We start from the raw sequence: 21,255 nt of genomic DNA, 5'->3' as shown, positions 1-21,255 counted from the left end.
CTCATTTGCCTATATAAATTTATCTCTAAGTAAATTTTAAATCACAATAAATTTATTGTCTATAAAATCATTCAATGTATTTCGTGACAAATGTACGCAAATTTTCTTGAAAATATAAAGCCGTAAATTCTAAAGCTTGTGACGATGGTGCTAATTTATTGTAATGAAAAACCTGTTCTTTATTTACCATATAATCACATGGATAAGGTACTATTTCCACACCCATTTTTTTAAAATTAGCTACCGTTCTTTCCATATGAAAAGCCGATGTTACAACAAGTGGTTTACTATATCCTCTCGATTTTAATAGATTATATGAATACTGTGCATTTTGTGTTGTGTTTAAGCTTTTATTTTCCAACAATATCATATCTTCTGATACACCAAGTTCTTTTAAAATACGCCGTGCAATATCAGCTTCTTTGCCACTATCTGCATGTATTTGACCACCAGAAACAAGAATTGGTATACCTAATTTTTTTTGCAAACGAACAGCAGTTAAAAGTCTATTTGCAGGAATACTACATAATGTACCCGTGCCAACAACATCTTTTGTATCGCTCGTCGCTCCGCCCCCTAAAACTACAATTATATCTGCACTAGGCAAATTTTCCGGTGGGTCATATTTATCTTCTAAACTGCCAATGAGCATACCGCCAACATATGAAGTCGAGGCAAGATAAAATAAAAATGTTACAAAGGTTATTGCTATCGCCAGACGAGTTTGTCGTCTTTTTTTACAACAATATGCCAAAAATAAAAACATTAAAAAGAATATTCCAGGTGGCAATACCCAGCTTGCTCCAAATTTCAAAAACTCAATCATAAAAATCCTTTCTCATTTTTAAAATTATAGCTCAAATAGCTACAAAGTATTATATTGCACAGCACAATATTTAAAAATTTATGGTAAAATATTATTAGTATATTATAGCACAGGGAGGCTTTATCAATGATTTTATCTGAACACCAAATTGTTCGCAAAGAAAAAGCAAATGGTGGCAAAGGCCACATCATCATCGAACATCTTTTATCACAAGACCAATTACAAAATCAATGCGGTATGTTTGCTCATGTCACATTAGAAGTTAATTGCTCTTTAGGCTATCATGAACATCACGGTAACGGCGAAGCTTATTATATCACAAAAGGCACTGGTCTTTATAGCGATAACGGCACTATGGTCGAAGTCAAAGCAGGCGACGTTGTTTTCTGCCCTGATGGCGAAGGTCACGGCATTGAAAATACTTCTCCTACAGAAAATCTTGAATTCACTGCTTTAATCGTAAATACTCCTAAATAAGAAATAAACAGCAGCTAATCATAAAAATTAGCTGCTGTTTTTATTTTACCATATTTTTCTTTTATGCACCAATTTGATAATATTTTAGATTATGATTGATTACTGTTTTTGCTTTATAAATATTTCTGCCATCAAAAATAATATCGCCTTTCATTCGGTCTGCAATTTCCATAAAGTCTGGACTTTGGAATTCTTTCCATTCCGTTACAACGATTAAAGCATCGACATCATCAAGTGCATCGTATTTATTTTTTATATACATGATATTATCAATATCTTTTAAATAAAAATTCTTTGCTGTCTTCATAGCTTGCGGGTCATATGCTCTGATAAATGCACCGCGTTTTGTCAATTCTTCAATCAAACGAATAGCTGGTGCTTCACGCATATCATCCGTACCTGGTTTAAAAGCCAATCCCCATACAGCAAAAGTTTTACCTTTTAAATCTTCACCAAAAACATCAACGACTTTATTTACAAGTACCATTTTCTGGCGAGCATTTACATTTTCTACAGAAGATAATAATTCTGGTTCATAATTATACTGACGGCTTGTTTTTATAAGCGCTTTGACATCTTTTGGAAAACAACTGCCACCATAGCCACAACCAGGATTTAAAAAGCTATAACCAATTCTTGAATCACTAGCAATACCACGTCTTACTTTATTGATATTTGCTCCAACTTTTTCACTGATATTAGCAATTTCATTAATAAAAGAAATTTTTGTAGCTAACATAGCATTTGCTGCGTACTTTGTAAGCTCAGCACTTTTTATATCCATTGTTACAAAAAATTCACTAGAGCGAATAAATGGTTCATATAATTCTTGCATTACTTCAATAGATTTAGGATTTTCTGAACCAATAACAACTCTATCTGGATGCATAAAATCTTGACAAGCATTGCCTTCTTTTAAAAATTCTGGATTAGAAATAACATCAAAATATAAATCACTATCACGTTTTGCAAGTTCTTCTTGAACAACACTGCGAACTAAATCACCTGTTCCCACTGGAACTGTTGATTTATCGACTATATACATATCATGCACCATGTATTTACCTATTTCACGTGCAGCATTTATTACATATTGTAAATCAGCACTACCATCTTCTCCCATTGGTGTACCAACAGCAATAAAACATATATCACTTTTTTGTAAAGCTTCTTTTATATCTGTTGTAAAACTTAAATTTCCTCGTTCTTGAGCAGATTTTACCATTTTGTCCAATCCAGGTTCAAAAATTGGTATAATCCCTTTATTTAAATTATCAATTTTTTCTTTAACTACATCTACACAAATAACATTATTACCTGTAGCTGCAAAACAAGTACCAGTAACTAAGCCTACGTAACCTGTTCCAATCATAGCAACTCTCATTTATCACACCTCTATAATTTATTATTCATTTTAATTTAATATACTTATATAGTTTGCAGTATTTTGTTTCAAATATCAAGAAATTTATTTACAAAATACATTTTTCCAGCCTATAATACATAATTATAAACTAAAAAAGGAAAGTGATTATATTATGAAAAATTTTTCCTATACAACTTCAGGAACTTGCTCTCAACAAATAAATTTCAGCTTAGATGAACAAAATCATATCCATAATCTAGAATTTATCGGTGGTTGCAATGGCAATCTTCAAGGTATCAGCCATCTCGTTGAAGGTCAAGATGCTCAAACAGTAATTAATAAATGCAGTGGCATTCATTGTGGCATACGCCCAACTTCTTGCCCTGACCAATTATCTAAAGCATTAACTTTGGCACTGCAAAAATAAGGTGATATTATGCTTTTTGATACACATCTTCACACAAAATTTTCAGCTGACTCTGATATGCTTTTAACTGATGCTATAAACAGTGCAGAAAAACAAAATATAGGGCTCATCATCACAGAACACCTTGATTTTGATTATCCTGGTGAGGATTTATTTGAATTTGACCCTATAAAATACATGAATGAATATCTACCATATCGCAGTGATAAATTATATCTAGGCGTTGAAGTGGGTATGCAAGAACATACACTCATTCCTAGCAAAAAATTTATAGAAAAAGCTCCATTTGACCAAATAATCTGTTCTATTCATCTTTTAGATGGAGAAGATTTATATTATAAATCCTGCTATAAACAAGATAAACAAACGACTTATATAAATTATCTTTCTGCAATGGCTAAACTTATAGCTCAGCATGATTTTGCTAATATTTTAGGTCATATCGATTATATCTGTCGTTATGCACCGTATTCACCTGCTGATATCACCCTTGACGAATTTGGTGAAGCAGTCGATATCGTCTGGAAAACCGTTCTCGATAAAGGCATAGTACCAGAATTAAATACTAGACGATTTGATAATATCAATAATATAAAATTATTATTAAAATTATATGAACGATATGCTGCACTCGGTGGAAAATACGTATCTATTGGCTCCGATGCTCATACAAAAGAAAATGTCGGCTTTAAAATTCACGAAGCTGCTGATTTTATGGAACAATATAATTTAAAACCTGTTTACTTCGTCAACCGTCAAATGCAATTATGTAAATCATAATACATATCTATACTCAGATATGGTAAAATAGTATCAATCTTATAACGATTAACTTAATTTCATAAAGAAAAGAGGGTTAGTATGTCATTTAAAAAAGTTATTTCCACTGGATTGTGTTTATCTTTGCTATTAACTTCATCTTCAGCAGTTTTTGCCGAAACATTAAACACAACTAATACCACACAACCAGCTTATGATTACACATTACCAGATGCTTCTACACTTCAATCTAAATTACAACTTGTAGAAAGCTCTGTATATGGACAAGCTCAAACAGGTGCTCTTCTCTCTCGCATCAGCCGTTTAGAAAATGATTTTTATGGTAAAACATCGGGTACTAATACTGCTATCAGTGACCGTATCAACACATTATACGCTACGATGTTTGACAACAGTGTTCGACCATCCGCTATAACTCAAATGAACGGTATTGAATGGTTTTTAAGTGGACACGTTTCAATAAAATCTATAACAGATAGAATAACGGCATTAGAAACAACACTTTATGGTAAAGCGGCTTCTGGTACTTTGCAAAAACGCATGAACGATTTAGCACTGCTTGCTTATGGCAATTCCGATGCAAAAACCCCACTCGTGTCAACAACTATACCTGCTGATACTTTGATTAAAATAAAACTCGTCACACCGCTTAACAGCGAAACAACTAAAGCAGGCGATGTTGTTAAATTTCAGGCAGCAGAAGATATCGTTTACAATGGCAAATTAATAATTGCTGCTGGTTCCCCAGGGGAAGGCGTTGTAACTAAAGTAAAAGGCGCTCAAAATTTTGGTCGAAATGGTGAAATAGATGTTGATTTCCAACAAATTCAATCATTTGATGGTTCCAATATCAAAACATTTCTTGGCGATAAAGCTAAATTAGAAATAAAAAATCTAGCTTATGCTGCTGGCGCTAGTGTAGCCGGCATTGCAGTTTTAGGCCCTATCGGTATAGTTGGTGGTATATTCGTACAAGGTAAAGACGTTGATTTACCAGCAGGTACTGAAACATATATTCAGACAAAAGAAGCAGCAACAATTTATGCTATTCAGACGAACTTAAAAGACAATCTAAAAGTCAATACACCAGAAATTACTAATAATGAAAATACAGAAGAAACTGCTGATAATTCTACAGAAAATACTTCATCAAACACTACTGTCACCACAACTAATACAGAAACATCATCCGACAATGATATAGATTATGATACTTCCTCTAATAATACATCATCAAATAGTTCATCAAATGAAGTATCAAGTGACAGTAATCTTTACGAATACGAATATTAACATTCTAATATAGACCAGAACATTCTGGTCTATATTCAATTTCTAGGAGGGATAATTTTTGGACGAGGCACAACTTCGCTTCTTTTTTGTATTTACTGACTTAATAGCTCCACTCGTTGTCGGTTATCTTTGTCGCCGTTTTAATGTAATTTCTGATAAATTTTGTAACAAATTAATAAAATTAAATATCCGTATAATCGTTTCCATCTTATCTTTTTTAAGCTTTTGGACTTTAAAAATATCTTTAGATTTATTGTGGCTACCTATTTTCGGTATTTTAGCATGCGTAGTTCCTGGGATTATCGCTAAATTTACATTTGCCTCTAGTTATAAAAATTTAAATGACCGAGGTGCCTACATGATGGCATCTATGCTATCTAACATCGGCACATTATCAGGATTATGCGCATTTATCGTCTACGGAATTCAAGGATTCGCTTATCTGCAAATTGTTGCCATGTTTCAAACATTATTCACTTTATGTGTTTGTTTTCCACTAGCTAATTATTATCACAATAAAGCAATCAGTAGAACTCGCAAACATAATGCCCAAATTAGCATAAGAGCTTTATTATTTAACCTAAATCAACTGCCTGTTTTAGCCATGATTATCGGTTTTATATTAGCTATTAACGATGTTGCTAAACCTCAAATCTGTTATGATATTTTCAATTTGCTCGTACATATCGGAGCTTGGGCAGGATTACTTCCTGTCGGTTATATCACAAAATTTGATAAAGCAAAATATTTTCTGCGCAAAACAATAGATATTGCTGTTGTTAAATTTATCGTATTACCAATCATAGCATACTTCGTCGTAATCAATATTTTTGATGACCCTGTTTTAATCGGCAGTATGATTATAGCATTCTCCGCTCCAACAGCCATAAATGCTGTTCTAGCTTGTAGCATTTATAAACTCAATGTAAACATTGCAATATCATCTTTCATATCTACAACAATTATTTTCTTATTTATTATATTTCCATTGTATTTCTTTGTTATTAAAGATTTACTTATGTAAAAAAAGCAGACTGCAAATCGCAGTCTGCTTTTCATTATTTTTCATTAATTTTTTCCATTAAGGCAGGAATTTCTTTTATATCTTTAATAGTATAATCTGGATTTTCCACTTTACCAAAACCATAACTTGCATAAATCATTGGTATATTTGCTACTTTGCTCGCTTCAAAATCTCCTTGAATATCACCAACATAAATGGCTTCTTTCATATTATTACGTTGCATCAATATTTTTATATTTTCACCTTTTGGTAATCTAGTATCATCAAAACAAATAAAATCTTTAATCTTATCAGTAAAATTACCATATTTCATAGTTAATTCAATATAACCTTTTTGACAATTACTAGCTATATATAAATTATATTTTTCAGCCAATTTATTAATCGTTTCTGTTACACCATCATAAAACACACCAGAATTTTTCAATAAATATTCATCTTCATATTGGTAACAAGCATTACATACTTCTTTTCTTTTTTTATCATCTAAATTAGGAAGCATTAAACGACCAATTTCATCCATTGTTTTGCCAAATAATTGTTTTAATCTATCGCCATCAAGGTTAGCTTCTATACCTGCTGTATCGCGAATAGCTGCATTCCAACTTTCTGCTACAACGTCAGTTGAATCCCATAAAGTACCGTCAATATCAAAAATAATATTCTGCATAAAAAAACTCCTTATTTTCAAAAAATTTATATCTTTATTGTAGGTGAAAAAACATAATTAATCAATAATTGATAAAAACAAATTTTATTTGTATACAGCTTCACTGTCCTATATAATATTGACTTAGAGTGTTGATAGAGTATATTTATTGCGTTATAATAAAAAAATGAATTCAATTCATTTTTTAGAGAGGTGTGTATGTGTATCCAATTAATTTAATTTTAGATGATAAACCCTGCGTCGTAATCGGCGGAGGTCATGTAGCTTTGCGTAAAGTAAAAGCATTATTAGAAGCTAAAGCAAAAGTTACTGTTATTTCACCAATTCTTGTAAATGAATTAAAAGTTATGGCTCAAAATAATCAAATTATCTGGTTACAAAAATATTATGAAACAGGTGATTTAAATGGTTTTGAGCTCGTTATTTGCGCTGTTGGTGAAGATAATGCAAGTCAACAAATTTATACAGATGCTCATAAAGCCCGTATTCTAATTAATGTAGTGGACAAATTACCACTTTGTGATTTTGCATTACCAGCTAAAATCCGACGTGGCAATTTACTTATAACTTTTTCCACTAATGGCAAATCACCAGCATTATCACGGTATCTTCGCTGTAAAATGGAAAAAGAATTTGATGATACTTATGCCTTATGGCTGGACAGATTATCCATACTTCGCAATGAAGCTATTGCCAAATTACCGACAAGTGATGACCGTGAAATTTTTTGGCGCAGTGCTTTAAGCGATGAAGTCATGGAATTGGTTAAACAAAAAAAATACGATGAAGCGGAGGGTATTATCCGAGATGCAATTGATAGTTTTAGGCCTTAACCATAAAACTGTACCAGTAGAAGTACGTGAACGGTTTGCTATCTCTGCTGATAATATTCAGCAAGGATTACACCATTTAGAAGATTATGAAGGTATTTCTGAAACCGTAGTTTTATCTACTTGCAATCGCAGTGAAATCTATGCAGTAGTAGATGATGCTGAAGAAAATTTTCATTCTGTTAAGGAATTTTTCTTTGCGCTATCTGGTTGTCATGATGCCAAGGACGAATATTTTTATTATTATACTGATAAAAAATGTATCGAACATTTATTTTCTGTTGCCTCTAGCCTTGATTCTTTAATCGTAGGCGAAGGTCAAATATTAAGCCAAGTAAAAAAAGCTTATGCCATTGCTAGAGAAGCCGATGCAACTAATACTATTTTAAATACATTATTTCATCGTGCTATCACTACTGGTAAACGCGTTCGCACTGAAACCAGAATTGCCTTTAATGCGGTATCTGTAAGCTATGCAGCAGTTCAATTAGCACTGAAAATTTTCGGTACTTTAGAAAACAGCAGTGCTTTGATTTATGGAGCAGGACAGATGGCTGAACTCACAGCTCGCAATTTAATCGGCAAAGGCATAAAGAAAATCTACGTTGCTAACCGCCATTTTGATAAAGCGCAAGCTCTTGCTGAACAATTTAATGGTCAAGCTGTAGGTTTTCGTGAAGCTATGCGTAAAGCCAATGATGTTGACATCGTTGTAACATCAACTGGCGCACCGCATTATGTAGTAAAGCCATGGGAAACTCAACTTTTCATGTCGCGCCGCCAAAATAAACCACTCGTCATCATCGATATTGCTGTTCCGCGTGATGTTGACCCTGATGTAGCTGAAATAAAAGATGTAGAACTTTACAATATCGATGATTTAGAAGCCGTTGTCGAAGACAATATCAAAGAACGCGAATATGAAGCATTTCAGGCTCAAAAAATAATTGATGAAGAAGTTACATCTATTTTAGAACGTTTTCAATACTTATCCTGCCAACCTATAATGGCTCGTTTATCCAATAAGGCAGAACGCATTCGCCGCCGTGAAGTAAAACGCGCTATGACAAAATTGCCAAATATCAATGAAAGCGAATACCGTGCTATCCGTCATATGTCCCAAATGATTGTACGCAAATTGTTGCGTGAACCAATGACTATATTAAATAAATCTGCTGGTACTGCTGACGAAAAATATTATATCGATGCTATAACAAAACTATTCAAATTAGAAGTATTAAAAGAGAGTGATAATTGATGCGCCAGAAAATTACTATTGGCACACGCAGTAGTAAATTAGCCTTATGGCAAGCTGAATATGTAGCGGATTGTCTGCGCAAACAATACCCAGATATTCAAGTAGAACTTTTACGTATAACGACAAAAGGCGATAAAATCCTTGATGTTCCCCTCGCCAAAATCGGTGGTAAAGGCTTATTCACCAAAGAATTAGAAGTAGCTATGTTAAATAGCGATATTGACCTTGCTGTACACAGTTTAAAAGATATGCCAACAGCTTTACCTAAAGGATTATCTTTATCCGCCATAACTAAACGCTTTGATTTTAACGACGCACTTGTTAGCCCTGTATACAAAACATTAGAAAATTTACCTAAAGGTGCTAAAGTCGGCACATCTAGTTTGCGTCGCAAAGCACAGATATTAAACGTTCGTCCAGATTTAAATATCTGCAATTTGCGTGGCAATGTAAATACCCGTTTGCGCAAACTCGAAGAAGAACATTTTGATGCCATAGTTCTTGCCGTTGCTGGTTTAAAACGCTTAGGCTTTGGCGATAAAATAACCCAAATTATTCCAGCAAAAATCTGTTTGCCAGCTGTTGGTCAGGGCGCTCTTGCCATTGAAACACGCAGCGACGATGATGAAATCAAACAAATGCTTGCTTTTTTACATGATGATAAAACAACTGATGCTACTACAGCTGAACGCGCTTTCTTAGCTAGAGTAGAAGGTGGTTGCCAAGTACCAGTCGGAGTTTATGCACAAATCGATGAAGACGACAAATTAGTCGTTGAAGCAGTTATCGGCTCACTTGATGGAAAAACATTAATTCGCGATAGCTTAATTGGTAAACGCGAAAATGCAAGTCAATTAGGTACTAAATTAGCAGAAATCATCTTACAAAAAGGTGGTCTTGCTATTATGCAAAGTCTCGGTCTTTGCTGTGAAAAATAACTCTTTTGGAGGTTTTTATAAATGAATGGAATGGTTTATCTAGTCGGAGCAGGTCCGGGAGATTATCGCCTCATCACTTTAAAAGGAAAAGAATGTCTGGAAAAGGCTGATGTCGTAATTTGCGATTATCTTGCTGATAAAAGATTGCTCGCATTTGCACCAGAAAATGTAGAATATATTTATGTAGGAAAAAAAGCTGGCAATCATGCTATGCGTCAAGAAGATATCAGTCAGTTAATCGCCGATAAAGCTAAAGAAGGAAAATGTGTTGTTCGTTTAAAAGGTGGCGACCCATTCGTCTTTGGTCGTGGCGGGGAAGAAGCCGAAGTATTAAAAAACAATGGCGTAAAATTTGAAATTGTCCCTGGTGTTACTTCTGCAATAGCTGCACCTGCTTATGCTGGTATTCCTGTAACCAATCGCAAAGTAGCTGTATCTTTTGCTGTCGTAACAGGTCATGAAGACCCAACAAAAGGCAAGTCAGACATCAATTGGGAAAAATTATCTACAGCTGTAGATACGTTAGTTTTCTTAATGGGTGTGGGCAACTTACCTCATATAACCAGCCAACTCATAAAATACGGCAGAAGTGCTGATACTCCAGCAGCTCTTGTGCGTTGGGGCACAAAAGCTCAACAAGAAGTCTTGATTACAACTGTTGGCAAAGCCGCTGAAGATGTAATCAAACACAATTTAAAACCACCTGCTGTCTTCGTTGTAGGAAATGTCGTAAATTTACGTTCCACTATTCAATGGTTCGACAATAAACCTTTATTTGGTAAAAATATCTTAATCACACGCGCTCGTTCTCAAGCTTCTAAACTCACAACAGCTTTAGAAGAACTCGGTGCTAATTGCATTGAAGCACCTGCAATAAAAATCGCTCCACCTGATGATAATTATGTAAGCTTAGATAATGCCATTACTAAAATTCACGATTACGATTGGATTATCTTCACTAGCACTAATGGAGTAGAAAGATTTTTTGCTCGTTTAAATGAAAAAAATTTAGATGCTCGCTGTCTTTCTAATGCTAAAATCGCCGCTATCGGAACAGCAACTGCCGATAAATTAAAAAATTACGGTATCATTGCAGATAAAATCCCTACAATGTTTAAAGCTGAAGGCATTTTAGAAGTTCTGCAAAATGATATTCAAAAAGGCTCTAAAGTATTAATTCCACGCGCTCAAAAAGCCCGTGAAGCTTTACCTATAGGACTTCGCCAAATGGGAGCTATCGTAGACGTTGCTGAAACGTACTGCACAAAGATGGCAGATACAAACAAAGACGATATCAAAGACTTATTAAAAAACAATCAGATAGATATGGTTACATTTACTAGTTCTTCCACCGTTGAAAATCTGTTAAAACTTATTGACGATGAAAAAACTTTATTAAATAACGTTAAAACAGCTGTCATTGGTCCTATTACTGCTAAAACTTGTAAAAATAATGGATTAAAAGTAGATATCGAAGCCGATGTTTATACTATTGATGGCCTAGTAAATAAAATAAAAAATTTTTAGAAGGTGTTTTTAATGAAACTCAATACTTTAAGACCACGTCGTTTGCGTCAAAGTAGTGCTATTCGCGATATGGTTCGTGAAAATTCCTTATCTGTAAAAGACTTAGTTTATCCTATTTTCGTCGTTGCTGGTGAAAATGTAAAAGAAGAAATACCTAGCTTGCCAAATGTTTATCATCTCTCTGTTGATAATGCTGTAAAAACAGCTAAAGAAGTTTACGAGCTCGGTATTCCAGCTATTGAAGTATTCGGTCTTCCAGAATACAAAGATGAAATCGGTTCTAGTGCTTGGGATTTAAACAGCCCTGTTCAACGTGCTATGCGTGCTATTAAAGAAGCTGTTCCACAACTCGTCATAATCGGTGATGTTTGCCTCTGCCAATATACAACACACGGTCATTGCGGTCAGCTTTGTGGTCATGAAGTAGACAACGATGCTACACTTAAATTATTAGCTAAAGTAGCTGTAAGCCAAGCAAAAAGCGGTGCTGATATCATTGCTCCTTCTGATATGATGGACGGTCGTATCGCTGTTTTACGTGAAGCCCTCGATGAAGCAGGTTTCCAAAATGTTGCAATTATGTCCTATACTATAAAATACGCTTCTGGTTATTATGGACCATTCAGAGATGCTGCCGATTCTGCTCCACAATTCGGTGACAGACGCGGTTATCAGATGGACCCTGCTAACAGCCGTGAAGCTATGAAAGAATTAGAACTTGACCTCGCTGAAGGCGCTGATTACATCATGGTAAAACCAGCTTTATGCTACCTCGATATCGTTCGTCAAGTTCGCGATAGAATTAACCGCCCAGTTGCTGTTTACAATGTAAGTGGTGAATATGCAATGGTTAAAGCAGCTGCTCAAAATGGCTGGATTGATGAAAAACGCATTGTTTTAGAATCTCTCCTCAGCATGAAACGCGCTGGTGCAGATATCATCATCACATATCATGCTATTGATGTAGCAAAATGGTTAAAAGAAGAAAACTGATTTATTGGAGTTGAAAATATGCTTAATCTGGAAAAATCTTCCGCTGCTTTTGCTGAAGCAAAGACATTGATGCCTGGCGGTGTAAACAGTCCAGTTCGTTCTTTTGCTCGCGTCGCTTGTGACCCACCTTTTATCGACCATGCAAAAGGCAGTAAAATTTATGATATCGATGGCAATGAATACATCGATTACGTTGGTTCATGGGGTCCAATGATCGTAGGTCATGCTCATCCTGATGTCGTTAAAGCTATTCAAAAAGCCGCTGAGCGTGGCACAAGCTACGGCGCACCAACATTATTAGAAAGCCAACTTGCTAAAAAAGTAATGGAACTCATGCCATCCATTGAAAAAATCCGCATGGTAAATTCTGGTACAGAAGCAACTATGAGTGCGCTTCGCGTAGCACGTGGCTATACTGGACGCGATAAAATCGTAAAATTCATCGGTTGCTATCACGGTCATGGTGATAGCTTACTCGTAAAAGCAGGTTCTGGTGCTGCAACATTCGGTCAACCAGACAGCCCAGGTGTTACAGCAGGCACTGCTAAAGACACACTCACTGTTCCATATAACGATGTCGAAGCATTCAAAAACTTAATGGACACTCATGGTGATGAAATCGCTGCTGTAATCGTTGAACCTGTAGCTGGCAATATGGGTCTTGTACTTCCAAAACAAGGCTTTTTATCCACATTGCGTCAAGAAACACAAAAACACGGTACAGTATTAATCTTTGATGAAGTTATGTGCGGTTTCCGTGTAGCATTAAATGGTGCTCAAGCAGCTTATGGCATCGTTCCTGATATGACTTGTCTCGGTAAAATCATCGGTGGCGGTCTTCCTGTTGCAGCTTATGGCGGTAAACGTGAAATCATGGACTGCGTTTCCCCAATAGGTCCTGTTTATCAAGCAGGTACATTAAGCGGCAATCCACTTGCTATGACAGCTGGACTTGCTACATTAAACATCATTTCCGCTGAACCAAGCTGGGGCAAAGCAGATTACACACGCGAACTCACTATTAAAACAAAACATTTACTCCAAGGCATAGCTAAAGCCGCTAAAGACGCTGGTGTTAAAATTCAAATACACCAAGCTGGTTCAATGTTTGGTATTTTCTTCAATGAAAACGATGTTTACGATTATGCAACTTCTGAAAAATCCAATCAAGAAGCATTTGGTGTATGGTTCATGGAAATGTTAAATCAAGGCATTTACCTTGCTCCATCTCAATTTGAAACACTCTTTATGTCTGGTGCTCATAGTGATGATGATATCGTAAAAACAATTGACGCTGCTGAAATCGCTATGCAAAAAGTTGCTCAATTTCTTCAAAAACAATAGACATATGATTAGTAAATAACTATTTACTAATCTAAAAAATACTGCTAAAATCAAATACAGAAAAATCTCCATGAAATTTATGAGAATTTTTCATGGAGATTTTTTATTTCTAACCGATGAGGCTATATTATGAATATCTTAATTGTCAAACTCAGTGCTATTGGCGATGTCATACATGCACTTCCTGTATCATATGCACTGCGTCAAAAATACCCTACAGCTCATATAACTTGGGTAGTTGAACCAACTGCTTATGAAATAGTCAAACACAATCCATGTGTTGATGAAGTAATATTGTTTCAAAAAAAATCTTTTAAAACATTTAAAGGCTTTAGAGAAAATTTTAAACCATTTTATAAATTACTTCATCAACGAAAATACGATATTTCTATCGATTTGCAAGGATTATTCAAAAGCATGGCAGTTGTATTAACAGCTAATGCAAAAAAGAAAATCGGCTATGTAGATATGCGCGAAGGCAGTAATTTAATAAGTAAAGCCATAAAAGGTCCTCACTTTAATGGTCATATCGTAGACAGATATTTAGATACTGTTAAATATTTAGATTGCGATACAGATAATATTATTTTCCCTTTAAAAAATACGGCTGAAGAAATAAATTATGTAAATAATTTATTGATGGACAACAAAATAGATGATAATAAATCATTTATTGTATTTGCTGTCGGCACAAACTGGGTAAATAAATGTTGGTCAACAAAAAACTTTGCTATTTTAAGTGATTTACTTTCTGAGCATAGCATAAAAACAGTTTTAATCGGTTTTGGTAAAAACGATGAACAAAAAGCACTTGAAATAACTCGTCAAAATACATCAAATAATATCGTAAATTTGGTAGGTAAAACATCATTAATGCAAACAGCCGCTTTAATAAAAAAAGCAAAAGCTGTCGTTGGTGGTGATACTGGCAATCTTCATTTAGCTGCCGCTTTAAATATTCCCGCAATCATGTTAATGGGTCCAACTGACCCTAATCGCAACGGTCCATATAAACAAATACACAATGTTATTTTAGCAGGACATGACTGTGATGGTTGTTGGAAGCGAACTTGTCGTAAAAATATAGATTGCTTATCTACCATAACACCAAATCTAGTTTTAAAAAAAATATTGAAAATCGAGATGTTTACTAATGAATAATGATAACTATCCTATTGATTTTGTCGTAACTTGGGTTGATGGAAACGATCCAGTATGGCAAGCTGATAAAGCCAAATATTCACCAAAAAAAAATGAAGATAGCCGAAATATCCGCTATCGCGATTGGGACAATATGCAATATTGGTTCCGTGCTGTCGAAAAATTCGCTCCATGGGTCAATAAAGTTCATTTTGTAACATACGGTCATCTACCAAAATGGTTAAATACAGATTGTCCTAAACTACACATAGCTAAACACACAGAATTTATTCCACCAGAATATCTACCTACATTTAACGTTCGCCCTATAGAATTAAATTTGCATAGAATAAAAAGTCTTGCTGAACATTTTGTTTATTTTAATGATGATATGTTCTTATTAAAACCCGTACCTAGAGAATTATTTTTTAAAGATGGCTTACCTACTGATTTTGCCATTGCTAGTACCTTAAGTGTTACAGATAAATCTGATACCGTTCAATTTGCAAAATTTAACAATATTGTTATACTAAATACTCATTTTGATAAAAAAGAACAAGTTAATAAAAACTTTAATAAATGGGTAAATTTAGCATATGGATGGAATGCACTAAGAAATTTAATATTGATGGGTGAACATCATTTTAAATGTTTTGCTAATAACCATTTAGCTTTCTCTTATCTAAAAAGTACTTTCAATGATTTATGGAGTAAAGAATTTGATGAATTAAATGAAACTTGTAAGCATAAATTTCGTACTAGATTAGACGTTAATCAATGGTTAGTGCGCTATTGGCAACTAGCCAAAGGTGATTTTACACCAATTGGTCGCCATGTAAAAGGAAAAGTATACGAAGTATATAATGGCGTTGCTCAAAATCAAGAATTATTCAATATAATTGAAAATCAAACTATGCCAATGATTTGTATCAATGATAATGAAAATATTGATTTTGAACCAATGGAAAAACGTTTAAAACAAGCTTTTGATAAAATTCTTCCAGATAAATCAAGTTTTGAAAAATAATAAAACTAAGGAGGAATATCTATGATTGATTTAAAAAATCAAACATTTTTTATTACTGGCGTTGCTGGATTTATTGGTTCTAACCTAGCTAAAAAACTTTTATCTACTATAAATAATATAACAATCATTGGAATAGATAACTTAAATAATTATTATGATGTAAACTTAAAAAAAGCACGTTTAAACGAGTTATATAAACATAAAAACTTTATATTTATCCAAGAAAATATTAAAGAAAAAAATATTATCTTAGACATATTCAAAAAATACAAACCTGATATTGTTATTAATTTAGCAGCTCAAGCTGGCGTTAGATACAGCCTCATTAACCCTGATGCTTATGTAGAATCTAATATTATTGGATTTTTTAATGTATTAGAAGCCTGTCGTTATTATAACGTAAAGCATTTAGTATTCGCTTCTAGCTCCAGTGTTTATGGATTAAATAAAAAAATACCATATTCCACTCAAGACAGAACAGACAAACCTGTTTCCTTTTATGCTGCTACAAAAAAATCTGATGAATTAATGGCTTATACCTATGCCAAATTATATAAAATCCCAATAACAGGTTTAAGATTTTTTACTGTATATGGTCCAGCAGGTAGACCAGATATGGCTTATTTTAGTTTTACTAAAAAATTAGTCAATGGAGAAGATATTCAAATCTTCAACTACGGAAATTGCAAAAGAGATTTTACTTATATTGATGATATTGTTGAAGGTATTATCAAGGTACTACAAAAAGCACCAAATAAAGATGAAGATAACGTTCAATATAAACTTTACAACATAGGCAATAATAATCCTGAGAATTTATTAGATTTCGTTAATATTTTGCAACAAGAATTAGTCAACGTTGGTTTATTACCAAAAGATTACGATTTTGAAGCTCATAAAAAATTAGTACCAATGCAAGCTGGCGATGTAGAAATAACATATGCCGATATTGACGAATTAATTAAAGATTTTAATTTTAAACCAAGCACAAATTTAAAAGATGGATTAAGAGCTTTTATAAAATGGTATAAAGATTATTATATAAAATAAAAATTATATATATCTATAAGTAAAATATATTAAATCATAAGTATGGTTTAATATATTTTACTTTGCTAATTAATAATATTGTCTAAAAACCCAATTATATCATATAATTATAATCTGAATTTTATCTGAAAAAATTTTATTTAAGAAGTGATTTTTATGTTAAATTTTTACAAAAAGTTTTCTTTAGAAACATTTATATTGTTCATTTTACTTATCATTTTATTAGCTCTGTCCCCATTCATTCCTAAAGAATACAGCTATGAAAACCATTTATTTGAAAATTTAGAAGTTGTTGTTTTAATTATCGGTTTTATTTTATCTTTAGGAAAAACTTTATTTACACCCTTATATGATAGCATCAAGTTTTACATTGCTTTTAGCATAATATTTATATTAATGGCAATGCGCGAACTCAGTTGGGGCAGAGTTTTTTATCCTATTGGCATAGGTAATAGTGGTGAAGAAATTTTTATTAAAGTACAAGAGCTTTGGTATTTTGATATATTATATCCATTAATAACTATATTAGTAATAATTACTTTAGGTTTATTATTATATTTTTATTATCAAAGTACAATTAAAGGTATTGATTGGAATGTACCAGCAGTAGAAACAGTTTTATTTATCATTTTAAGTATCTTAAGCCAATGTGTATTTGACCGTGAATTAATACCTTATTTAGCACCATATAACCAAAATCTTGAAGAGTTTTGCGAACTATTCGCCTATATTTCTCTAATATTTATTTGTCTTAAAATAAAATTTACTAAACACTACATTCGCATAAATTATTTTAAAATGTTTTAAAAAAGACTCGAAGAAATATATTCTTCGAGTGATATGCACCCAAAATATTGGACATATTAATTAAGCTACTAATTGAGACTTAGTTCTGTATTCTACGGGACTAAGTCCTTTTAGTTTTATCTTTATCCGTTTTGTATTATAATATTTTATATAAGATTTTAACTCTTTTATAAAATCTTCAACAGATTTAAATTTTTTTAAATAAAACAATTCGCTTTTTAGCAAACCAAAGAAATTTTCTATTACGGCATTATCTAAGCAATTTCCTTTTCGGCTCATGCTTTGGATAATGCCTTTTTCTTTTAATAACTCCTGATATCTTCTATTCTGATACTGCCATTCTTGGTCTGAATGTAGAATTATTCCTTTTGTTTCTTTTATCTTTCTTGTTGCATCTTTTACCATATCTAATACTTGCTTTAGTATTGGTCTTTTCGATATTTTATAACTTATTATTTCTCCGTTATATAAATCTATTATTGGTGATAAATATATTTTTTCATTACATAATGCAAATTCTGTTACATCTGTTGCCCATTTTTCGTTTGGTTTTTCTGCTTTGAAATTTCTATTTAATATATTTTTAGCTATTTTCCCTTCTTGCCCTCTATACGATTTATATTTCTTTGCTCTTACTTTGCATGTTAAATTTTCTTCTTTCATCAATCTCATAACTACTTTATGATTGACTTTTATTCCTTGTTTATGCAGCTGCAAAGTTACTCTTCTATATCCATATCTTCCATGATTTTTATTACAAATATTATGAATTAATGTTTTTAATCCTTTATATTTGTCTTCTTTTGATAATTTTTTTAATGCATCATAATATGTGCTTTTAGCTAATTTTGTATAGTTTAATAGGGCTTTTAGAGTATATTTTTTCCTTAATTTAGCAATTACTAAAACTAATGTCTTCCTTCCTTTTCCCATTGCTTCATTAAGGCATGCCACTTTTTTAATAGGTCATTTTCCATCCTTAATTGATAATTTTCTTGTTCTAATTTTTCAACATAAGAAAGTTCTTTTTTAGGTTTGTTAACTTTGTTTTTAGATTTAGATTTTTTCATAGATGGTCTACCTCGTTTCTTAGAAATTAAGCCAGAAAATCCATAAGAACTATACAACTTTTCCCATGTAGAAATTGTACCAGTATTAGGAATGGAAAATTTGGCTGCTGTTTGATTTAATGATAAATGATGTAGCCATTTATATTCAATAACTTTTTGTTTAAAGATAGGAGTATATTTATGATTTTTATGAAGAAGTTGTGAGATGCCACCATTTTCATAATGAAATATCCATCTGCAAAGAGAAGCTGTATTTGGCATGTTTAGAATTTTAGTTACATGATAAATAGAATCTCCTTTTAAAACCATTTTAATTGCTTTAACTTTAAATTCATTTGAGTATTTAGTCATAAAAAAACTGCACCTCCAAAAGTTGTTTTTTGTCCAACTTTTGGGGTGCAGTTCATCGAGTCTTCTCTTTTTTATTTAAAAATTTTTCTTTTAAATCGTTTAAAATCGCGTTCCCATTTGCGCATAGCAACAAAAATCACATTTATAGAACTTACCTTTAATTTAAACTCCCACATTTTCTGATGTGATGGAATAGGAATTCGCGGCAAAGCAAATAAATTTATATGCCAAAGTGATACATTATCAAAAATAGCAAATGCCATTTTATAATCAGCTTTTTTTACTACTTCTATAACTCTTTTATCAAAAAATCCATATGGATAACAAAGATAATTCATCGGTTTATCTAATAATTTTTCAAAACCTTGTTTAGAATTTAAAATCTCTTTTTCTAATTCTTCATCTTTGCATTCCGTTAAAAATGGATGATTTAATGTATGTGGCTGAATATCCATGCCAGCTTTAAGCCATGAATGAAGTTCTTCTTGTGTCATTGTTGTCGTTTCTTTTTTGCCAAAATTTTCCCATTTATTAGGTTTTCCAATCCAATTATAAATTGGAAAAACAACTGCTTTCATATTGTATTTTTGCAAAAGCGGCAAAGCCTTAGTATAATTATCATGGTAGCCATCATCGAATGTGAGCATCACACTCTTTTTCGGTAATGGTTTATGTTTAGTATAATGTTCATATAACATATCAGGTGTAATTGTCGTATAATTATTTTCTGCCAAAAATTTAAGTTGTTCTTCAAACTTTTCTTCCGGTAAAGAATTTCTATCGCCTGGCACATTTGCAATACGATGATACATCAAAATAGGTACATAATTTTTAAATTTAAAATATAGCAATACTAAAATTACACAAAAAATTACTCCAACAAACATACAGTTTCTCCTTCTGTCTTTTCTTTATAAGTTATATTATAATATTATTATATCTTACCTATCATTTGAAAGGAAATATATTATCAACTTTATGAAAACTATTTTACTAATTGTACCTCGTTTAAATATCGGTGGTGCAGAAACATATACCGCACTCGTAGCTGAAAATTTACTACAACGTGGTTATAAAGTTTTCACTGCTTCTGGTGGTGGCGCATTAGCTAATAAACTTTCTCAAAAAGGTATTAGAAATTTTTGGTTACCTATAAGATCTTCAACATCACTATCAGCCTTTATTTTAAAACGTATTATAAAAAAATATAAAATTGATTTAATTCATGCCAATTCAGCAGCAGCTGGAATTACTGCATTAAAAGCAAAAAAATATTTCAAAGACATACCTATAATATATACTGCTCATGGCGTTTTAAACAATAATCATAAAGAATTTATACTAAATAATTGTGACAAAATAATATGTGTAAGCAAATATCTTCAAGAAGATTGTATAAAAAAAGGCTTCGATAAAAACAAACTTACCACAATTTATATAGGTATAGACCAAAATAAATTCAATTCTACCGTTGATGGTTCTTATATAAAAGAAGCACTTCATATCCCTAAAAATGCTTTCGTATTATCATTAGTAGCTAGAATAAAAAATCTGACCAATAAAGGTCATTTAGACATGTTAAATATATTAAAAAACCATAAAGATACTCAAAATTGGCATTTAATAGTAATTGGTAAAGGCAAAAGTCTACATAAACTAAAAAATATGATAAAACAATACAATCTAGAAAAACAAGTTCATTGTGTTGGTCATCAAGTTAATGTTACTCAATATGTAGCAGCTAGTGATGTCATTGTTTTACCATCATATTTTGAAACTTTTGGTCTTTCTTTAGCTGAAGGTATGGCAATGGGAAAACCAGGCGTAACTTATAATATTGGTGGTTGTCCTGAAGTCGTTCAAAACAACAAAACAGGTTTTGTCGTAGATTACAAAAATGAAGAAGCCTTTTATCAAAAACTATTATTGTTGAGTAAAGATAAAAAGCTTTATACTCAAATGGCAACAAATGCTAAATGGGATATAAAAAATAGATTATCATGTGATGCAATGATGACACAATTAGAACAGCTATATACTGAATATATTAAATAAAT

22 protein-coding genes are annotated in these 21,255 nt (G+C 32.5%); 16 read left to right on the top strand and 6 right to left on the bottom strand.

The features are described from left to right. Nucleotides 1-67: 67 nt before the first annotated feature. Entirely contained in the window at nt 68-826 is a 759-nt protein-coding gene (locus CKV65_RS00415; protein ID WP_027890389.1) for a YdcF family protein, read from the bottom strand. 126 nt (nt 827-952) lie between these two features. Here CKV65_RS00415 and CKV65_RS00410 point away from each other — a divergent pair, with 126 nt between their 5' ends. After that, nucleotides 953-1,303 (top strand): cupin domain-containing protein, encoded by a 351-nt coding sequence (locus CKV65_RS00410; protein ID WP_027890390.1) that lies wholly within the window; start codon nt 953-955, stop codon nt 1,301-1,303. Nucleotides 1,304-1,364: 61 nt separating this feature from the next. On the opposite strand, the gene CKV65_RS00405 is transcribed toward CKV65_RS00410, so the two are convergent. Then, nucleotides 1,365-2,687 carry a UDP-glucose dehydrogenase family protein gene (locus CKV65_RS00405; protein WP_027890391.1) on the bottom strand — a complete coding sequence of 441 codons (1,323 nt, stop codon included), beginning with the start codon at nt 2,685-2,687 and terminating at the stop codon, nt 1,365-1,367. Nucleotides 2,688-2,841: 154 nt separating this feature from the next. Between CKV65_RS00405 and CKV65_RS00400 the strand changes: the two genes are divergently transcribed. The 4 genes from CKV65_RS00400 (at nt 2,842) to CKV65_RS00385 (ending at nt 6,193) form a co-directional block, all read left to right on the top strand. Further along, nucleotides 2,842-3,096 (top strand): TIGR03905 family TSCPD domain-containing protein, encoded by a 255-nt coding sequence (locus tag CKV65_RS00400; RefSeq protein ID WP_027890392.1) that lies wholly within the window; start codon nt 2,842-2,844, stop codon nt 3,094-3,096. 9 nt (nt 3,097-3,105) lie between these two features. Next, nucleotides 3,106-3,876, top strand: a complete 771-nt coding sequence (locus CKV65_RS00395; RefSeq protein WP_027890393.1) for a histidinol-phosphatase HisJ family protein — start codon at nt 3,106-3,108, stop codon at nt 3,874-3,876. 81 nt (nt 3,877-3,957) lie between these two features. Next, nucleotides 3,958-5,169, top strand: coding sequence for a hypothetical protein (locus CKV65_RS00390; protein ID WP_027890394.1), 1,212 nt, complete (start codon nt 3,958-3,960; stop codon nt 5,167-5,169). A gap of 58 nt (nt 5,170-5,227) precedes the next feature. Beyond that, the gene (locus tag CKV65_RS00385) at nt 5,228-6,193 is read left to right on the top strand and encodes an AEC family transporter (protein WP_027890395.1); all 966 of its coding nucleotides are present in this window, start codon (nt 5,228-5,230) and stop codon (nt 6,191-6,193) included. A 34-nt stretch (nt 6,194-6,227) separates the two neighbouring features. On the opposite strand, the gene CKV65_RS00380 is transcribed toward CKV65_RS00385, so the two are convergent. Further along, a complete protein-coding gene (locus CKV65_RS00380) occupies nt 6,228-6,863 on the bottom strand; it encodes an HAD family hydrolase (protein WP_027890396.1) in 636 nt (211 codons plus the stop codon). A gap of 200 nt (nt 6,864-7,063) precedes the next feature. Between CKV65_RS00380 and CKV65_RS00375 the strand changes: the two genes are divergently transcribed. The 10 genes from CKV65_RS00375 to CKV65_RS00330 all read left to right on the top strand — a co-directional run bounded on the left by CKV65_RS00375 (nt 7,064) and on the right by CKV65_RS00330 (nt 17,777). Beyond that, complete coding sequence (locus tag CKV65_RS00375) at nt 7,064-7,696, top strand: precorrin-2 dehydrogenase/sirohydrochlorin ferrochelatase family protein (RefSeq protein ID WP_027890397.1); 633 nt, start codon at nt 7,064-7,066, stop codon at nt 7,694-7,696. After that, nucleotides 7,671-8,951: a glutamyl-tRNA reductase gene (gene hemA, locus CKV65_RS00370; protein WP_027890398.1), complete on the top strand. Its 1,281-nt coding sequence runs from the start codon at nt 7,671-7,673 to the stop codon at nt 8,949-8,951. The genes CKV65_RS00375 and hemA overlap by 26 nt, the downstream gene beginning before the upstream one ends. Further along, on the top strand, nt 8,951-9,889 hold the full coding sequence (gene hemC / locus CKV65_RS00365) for a hydroxymethylbilane synthase (RefSeq protein ID WP_081654862.1): 939 nt from the start codon (nt 8,951-8,953) through the stop codon (nt 9,887-9,889). Before hemA ends, hemC begins: the two co-directional genes overlap by 1 nt. Before the next feature lie 21 nt (nt 9,890-9,910). Then, complete coding sequence (gene cobA, locus CKV65_RS00360; RefSeq protein WP_027890400.1) at nt 9,911-11,416, top strand: uroporphyrinogen-III C-methyltransferase; 1,506 nt, start codon at nt 9,911-9,913, stop codon at nt 11,414-11,416. Between the two features lie 12 nt (nt 11,417-11,428). Then, on the top strand, nt 11,429-12,409 hold the full coding sequence (hemB, locus tag CKV65_RS00355; RefSeq protein WP_027890401.1) for a porphobilinogen synthase: 981 nt from the start codon (nt 11,429-11,431) through the stop codon (nt 12,407-12,409). Between the two features lie 18 nt (nt 12,410-12,427). Continuing rightward, nucleotides 12,428-13,753, top strand: coding sequence for a glutamate-1-semialdehyde 2,1-aminomutase (gene hemL / locus CKV65_RS00350; protein WP_027890402.1), 1,326 nt, complete (start codon nt 12,428-12,430; stop codon nt 13,751-13,753). A 129-nt stretch (nt 13,754-13,882) separates the two neighbouring features. Continuing rightward, the gene (locus tag CKV65_RS00345) at nt 13,883-14,914 is read left to right on the top strand and encodes a glycosyltransferase family 9 protein (protein WP_036254811.1); all 1,032 of its coding nucleotides are present in this window, start codon (nt 13,883-13,885) and stop codon (nt 14,912-14,914) included. After that, complete coding sequence (locus tag CKV65_RS00340) at nt 14,907-15,920, top strand: Stealth CR1 domain-containing protein (RefSeq protein WP_027890404.1); 1,014 nt, start codon at nt 14,907-14,909, stop codon at nt 15,918-15,920. Before CKV65_RS00345 ends, CKV65_RS00340 begins: the two co-directional genes overlap by 8 nt. Before the next feature lie 21 nt (nt 15,921-15,941). Next, nucleotides 15,942-16,970 (top strand): GDP-mannose 4,6-dehydratase, encoded by a 1,029-nt coding sequence (locus CKV65_RS00335; protein WP_036254812.1) that lies wholly within the window; start codon nt 15,942-15,944, stop codon nt 16,968-16,970. A gap of 156 nt (nt 16,971-17,126) precedes the next feature. After that, a complete protein-coding gene (locus tag CKV65_RS00330; RefSeq protein ID WP_027890406.1) occupies nt 17,127-17,777 on the top strand; it encodes a hypothetical protein in 651 nt (216 codons plus the stop codon). Between the two features lie 60 nt (nt 17,778-17,837). Here CKV65_RS00330 and CKV65_RS00325 read toward each other — a convergent pair whose 3' ends face one another. From CKV65_RS00325 to CKV65_RS00315, 3 genes are all read right to left on the bottom strand, one after another. Continuing rightward, nucleotides 17,838-18,710 (bottom strand): IS3 family transposase, encoded by an 873-nt coding sequence (locus tag CKV65_RS00325; RefSeq protein ID WP_095197667.1) that lies wholly within the window; start codon nt 18,708-18,710, stop codon nt 17,838-17,840. Then, a complete protein-coding gene (locus tag CKV65_RS00320; RefSeq protein WP_095197666.1) occupies nt 18,686-19,198 on the bottom strand; it encodes a helix-turn-helix domain-containing protein in 513 nt (170 codons plus the stop codon). The genes CKV65_RS00325 and CKV65_RS00320 overlap by 25 nt, the downstream gene beginning before the upstream one ends. Nucleotides 19,199-19,269: 71 nt before the next feature. Further along, on the bottom strand, nt 19,270-20,085 hold the full coding sequence (locus tag CKV65_RS00315; protein WP_027890660.1) for a polysaccharide deacetylase family protein: 816 nt from the start codon (nt 20,083-20,085) through the stop codon (nt 19,270-19,272). Nucleotides 20,086-20,176: 91 nt separating this feature from the next. Between CKV65_RS00315 and CKV65_RS00310 the strand changes: the two genes are divergently transcribed. After that, nucleotides 20,177-21,253 carry a glycosyltransferase family 4 protein gene (locus CKV65_RS00310; RefSeq protein ID WP_027890659.1) on the top strand — a complete coding sequence of 359 codons (1,077 nt, stop codon included), beginning with the start codon at nt 20,177-20,179 and terminating at the stop codon, nt 21,251-21,253. The last annotated feature ends 2 nt before the right edge of the window (nt 21,254-21,255 follow it).

The organism is Megamonas hypermegale, assembly GCF_900187035.1.
In the GTDB taxonomy this organism is placed as follows: Bacteria; Bacillota; Negativicutes; order Selenomonadales; family Selenomonadaceae; genus Megamonas; species Megamonas hypermegale.
Note: the sequence above shows the minus strand (reverse complement) of the source record. Positions and strands in the feature narration are given on the sequence as shown.

Coding starts and splice junctions, on each gene's coding strand:
- CKV65_RS00415 (WP_027890389.1), bottom strand. CDS start 826: ATGATTGAGTTTTTGAAATTTGGAGCAAGCTGGGTATTGCCACCTGGA.
- CKV65_RS00410 (WP_027890390.1), top strand. CDS start 953: ATGATTTTATCTGAACACCAAATTGTTCGCAAAGAAAAAGCAAATGGT.
- CKV65_RS00405 (WP_027890391.1), bottom strand. CDS start 2,687: ATGAGAGTTGCTATGATTGGAACAGGTTACGTAGGCTTAGTTACTGGT.
- CKV65_RS00400 (WP_027890392.1), top strand. CDS start 2,842: ATGAAAAATTTTTCCTATACAACTTCAGGAACTTGCTCTCAACAAATA.
- CKV65_RS00395 (WP_027890393.1), top strand. CDS start 3,106: ATGCTTTTTGATACACATCTTCACACAAAATTTTCAGCTGACTCTGAT.
- CKV65_RS00390 (WP_027890394.1), top strand. CDS start 3,958: ATGTCATTTAAAAAAGTTATTTCCACTGGATTGTGTTTATCTTTGCTA.
- CKV65_RS00380 (WP_027890396.1), bottom strand. CDS start 6,863: ATGCAGAATATTATTTTTGATATTGACGGTACTTTATGGGATTCAACT.
- hemA (WP_027890398.1), top strand. CDS start 7,671: ATGCAATTGATAGTTTTAGGCCTTAACCATAAAACTGTACCAGTAGAA.
- hemC (WP_081654862.1), top strand. CDS start 8,951: ATGCGCCAGAAAATTACTATTGGCACACGCAGTAGTAAATTAGCCTTA.
- cobA (WP_027890400.1), top strand. CDS start 9,911: ATGAATGGAATGGTTTATCTAGTCGGAGCAGGTCCGGGAGATTATCGC.
- hemB (WP_027890401.1), top strand. CDS start 11,429: ATGAAACTCAATACTTTAAGACCACGTCGTTTGCGTCAAAGTAGTGCT.
- hemL (WP_027890402.1), top strand. CDS start 12,428: ATGCTTAATCTGGAAAAATCTTCCGCTGCTTTTGCTGAAGCAAAGACA.
- CKV65_RS00345 (WP_036254811.1), top strand. CDS start 13,883: ATGAATATCTTAATTGTCAAACTCAGTGCTATTGGCGATGTCATACAT.
- CKV65_RS00340 (WP_027890404.1), top strand. CDS start 14,907: ATGAATAATGATAACTATCCTATTGATTTTGTCGTAACTTGGGTTGAT.
- CKV65_RS00335 (WP_036254812.1), top strand. CDS start 15,942: ATGATTGATTTAAAAAATCAAACATTTTTTATTACTGGCGTTGCTGGA.
- CKV65_RS00330 (WP_027890406.1), top strand. CDS start 17,127: ATGTTAAATTTTTACAAAAAGTTTTCTTTAGAAACATTTATATTGTTC.
- CKV65_RS00325 (WP_095197667.1), bottom strand. CDS start 18,710: ATGGGAAAAGGAAGGAAGACATTAGTTTTAGTAATTGCTAAATTAAGG.
- CKV65_RS00320 (WP_095197666.1), bottom strand. CDS start 19,198: ATGACTAAATACTCAAATGAATTTAAAGTTAAAGCAATTAAAATGGTT.
- CKV65_RS00315 (WP_027890660.1), bottom strand. CDS start 20,085: ATGTTTGTTGGAGTAATTTTTTGTGTAATTTTAGTATTGCTATATTTT.
- CKV65_RS00310 (WP_027890659.1), top strand. CDS start 20,177: ATGAAAACTATTTTACTAATTGTACCTCGTTTAAATATCGGTGGTGCA.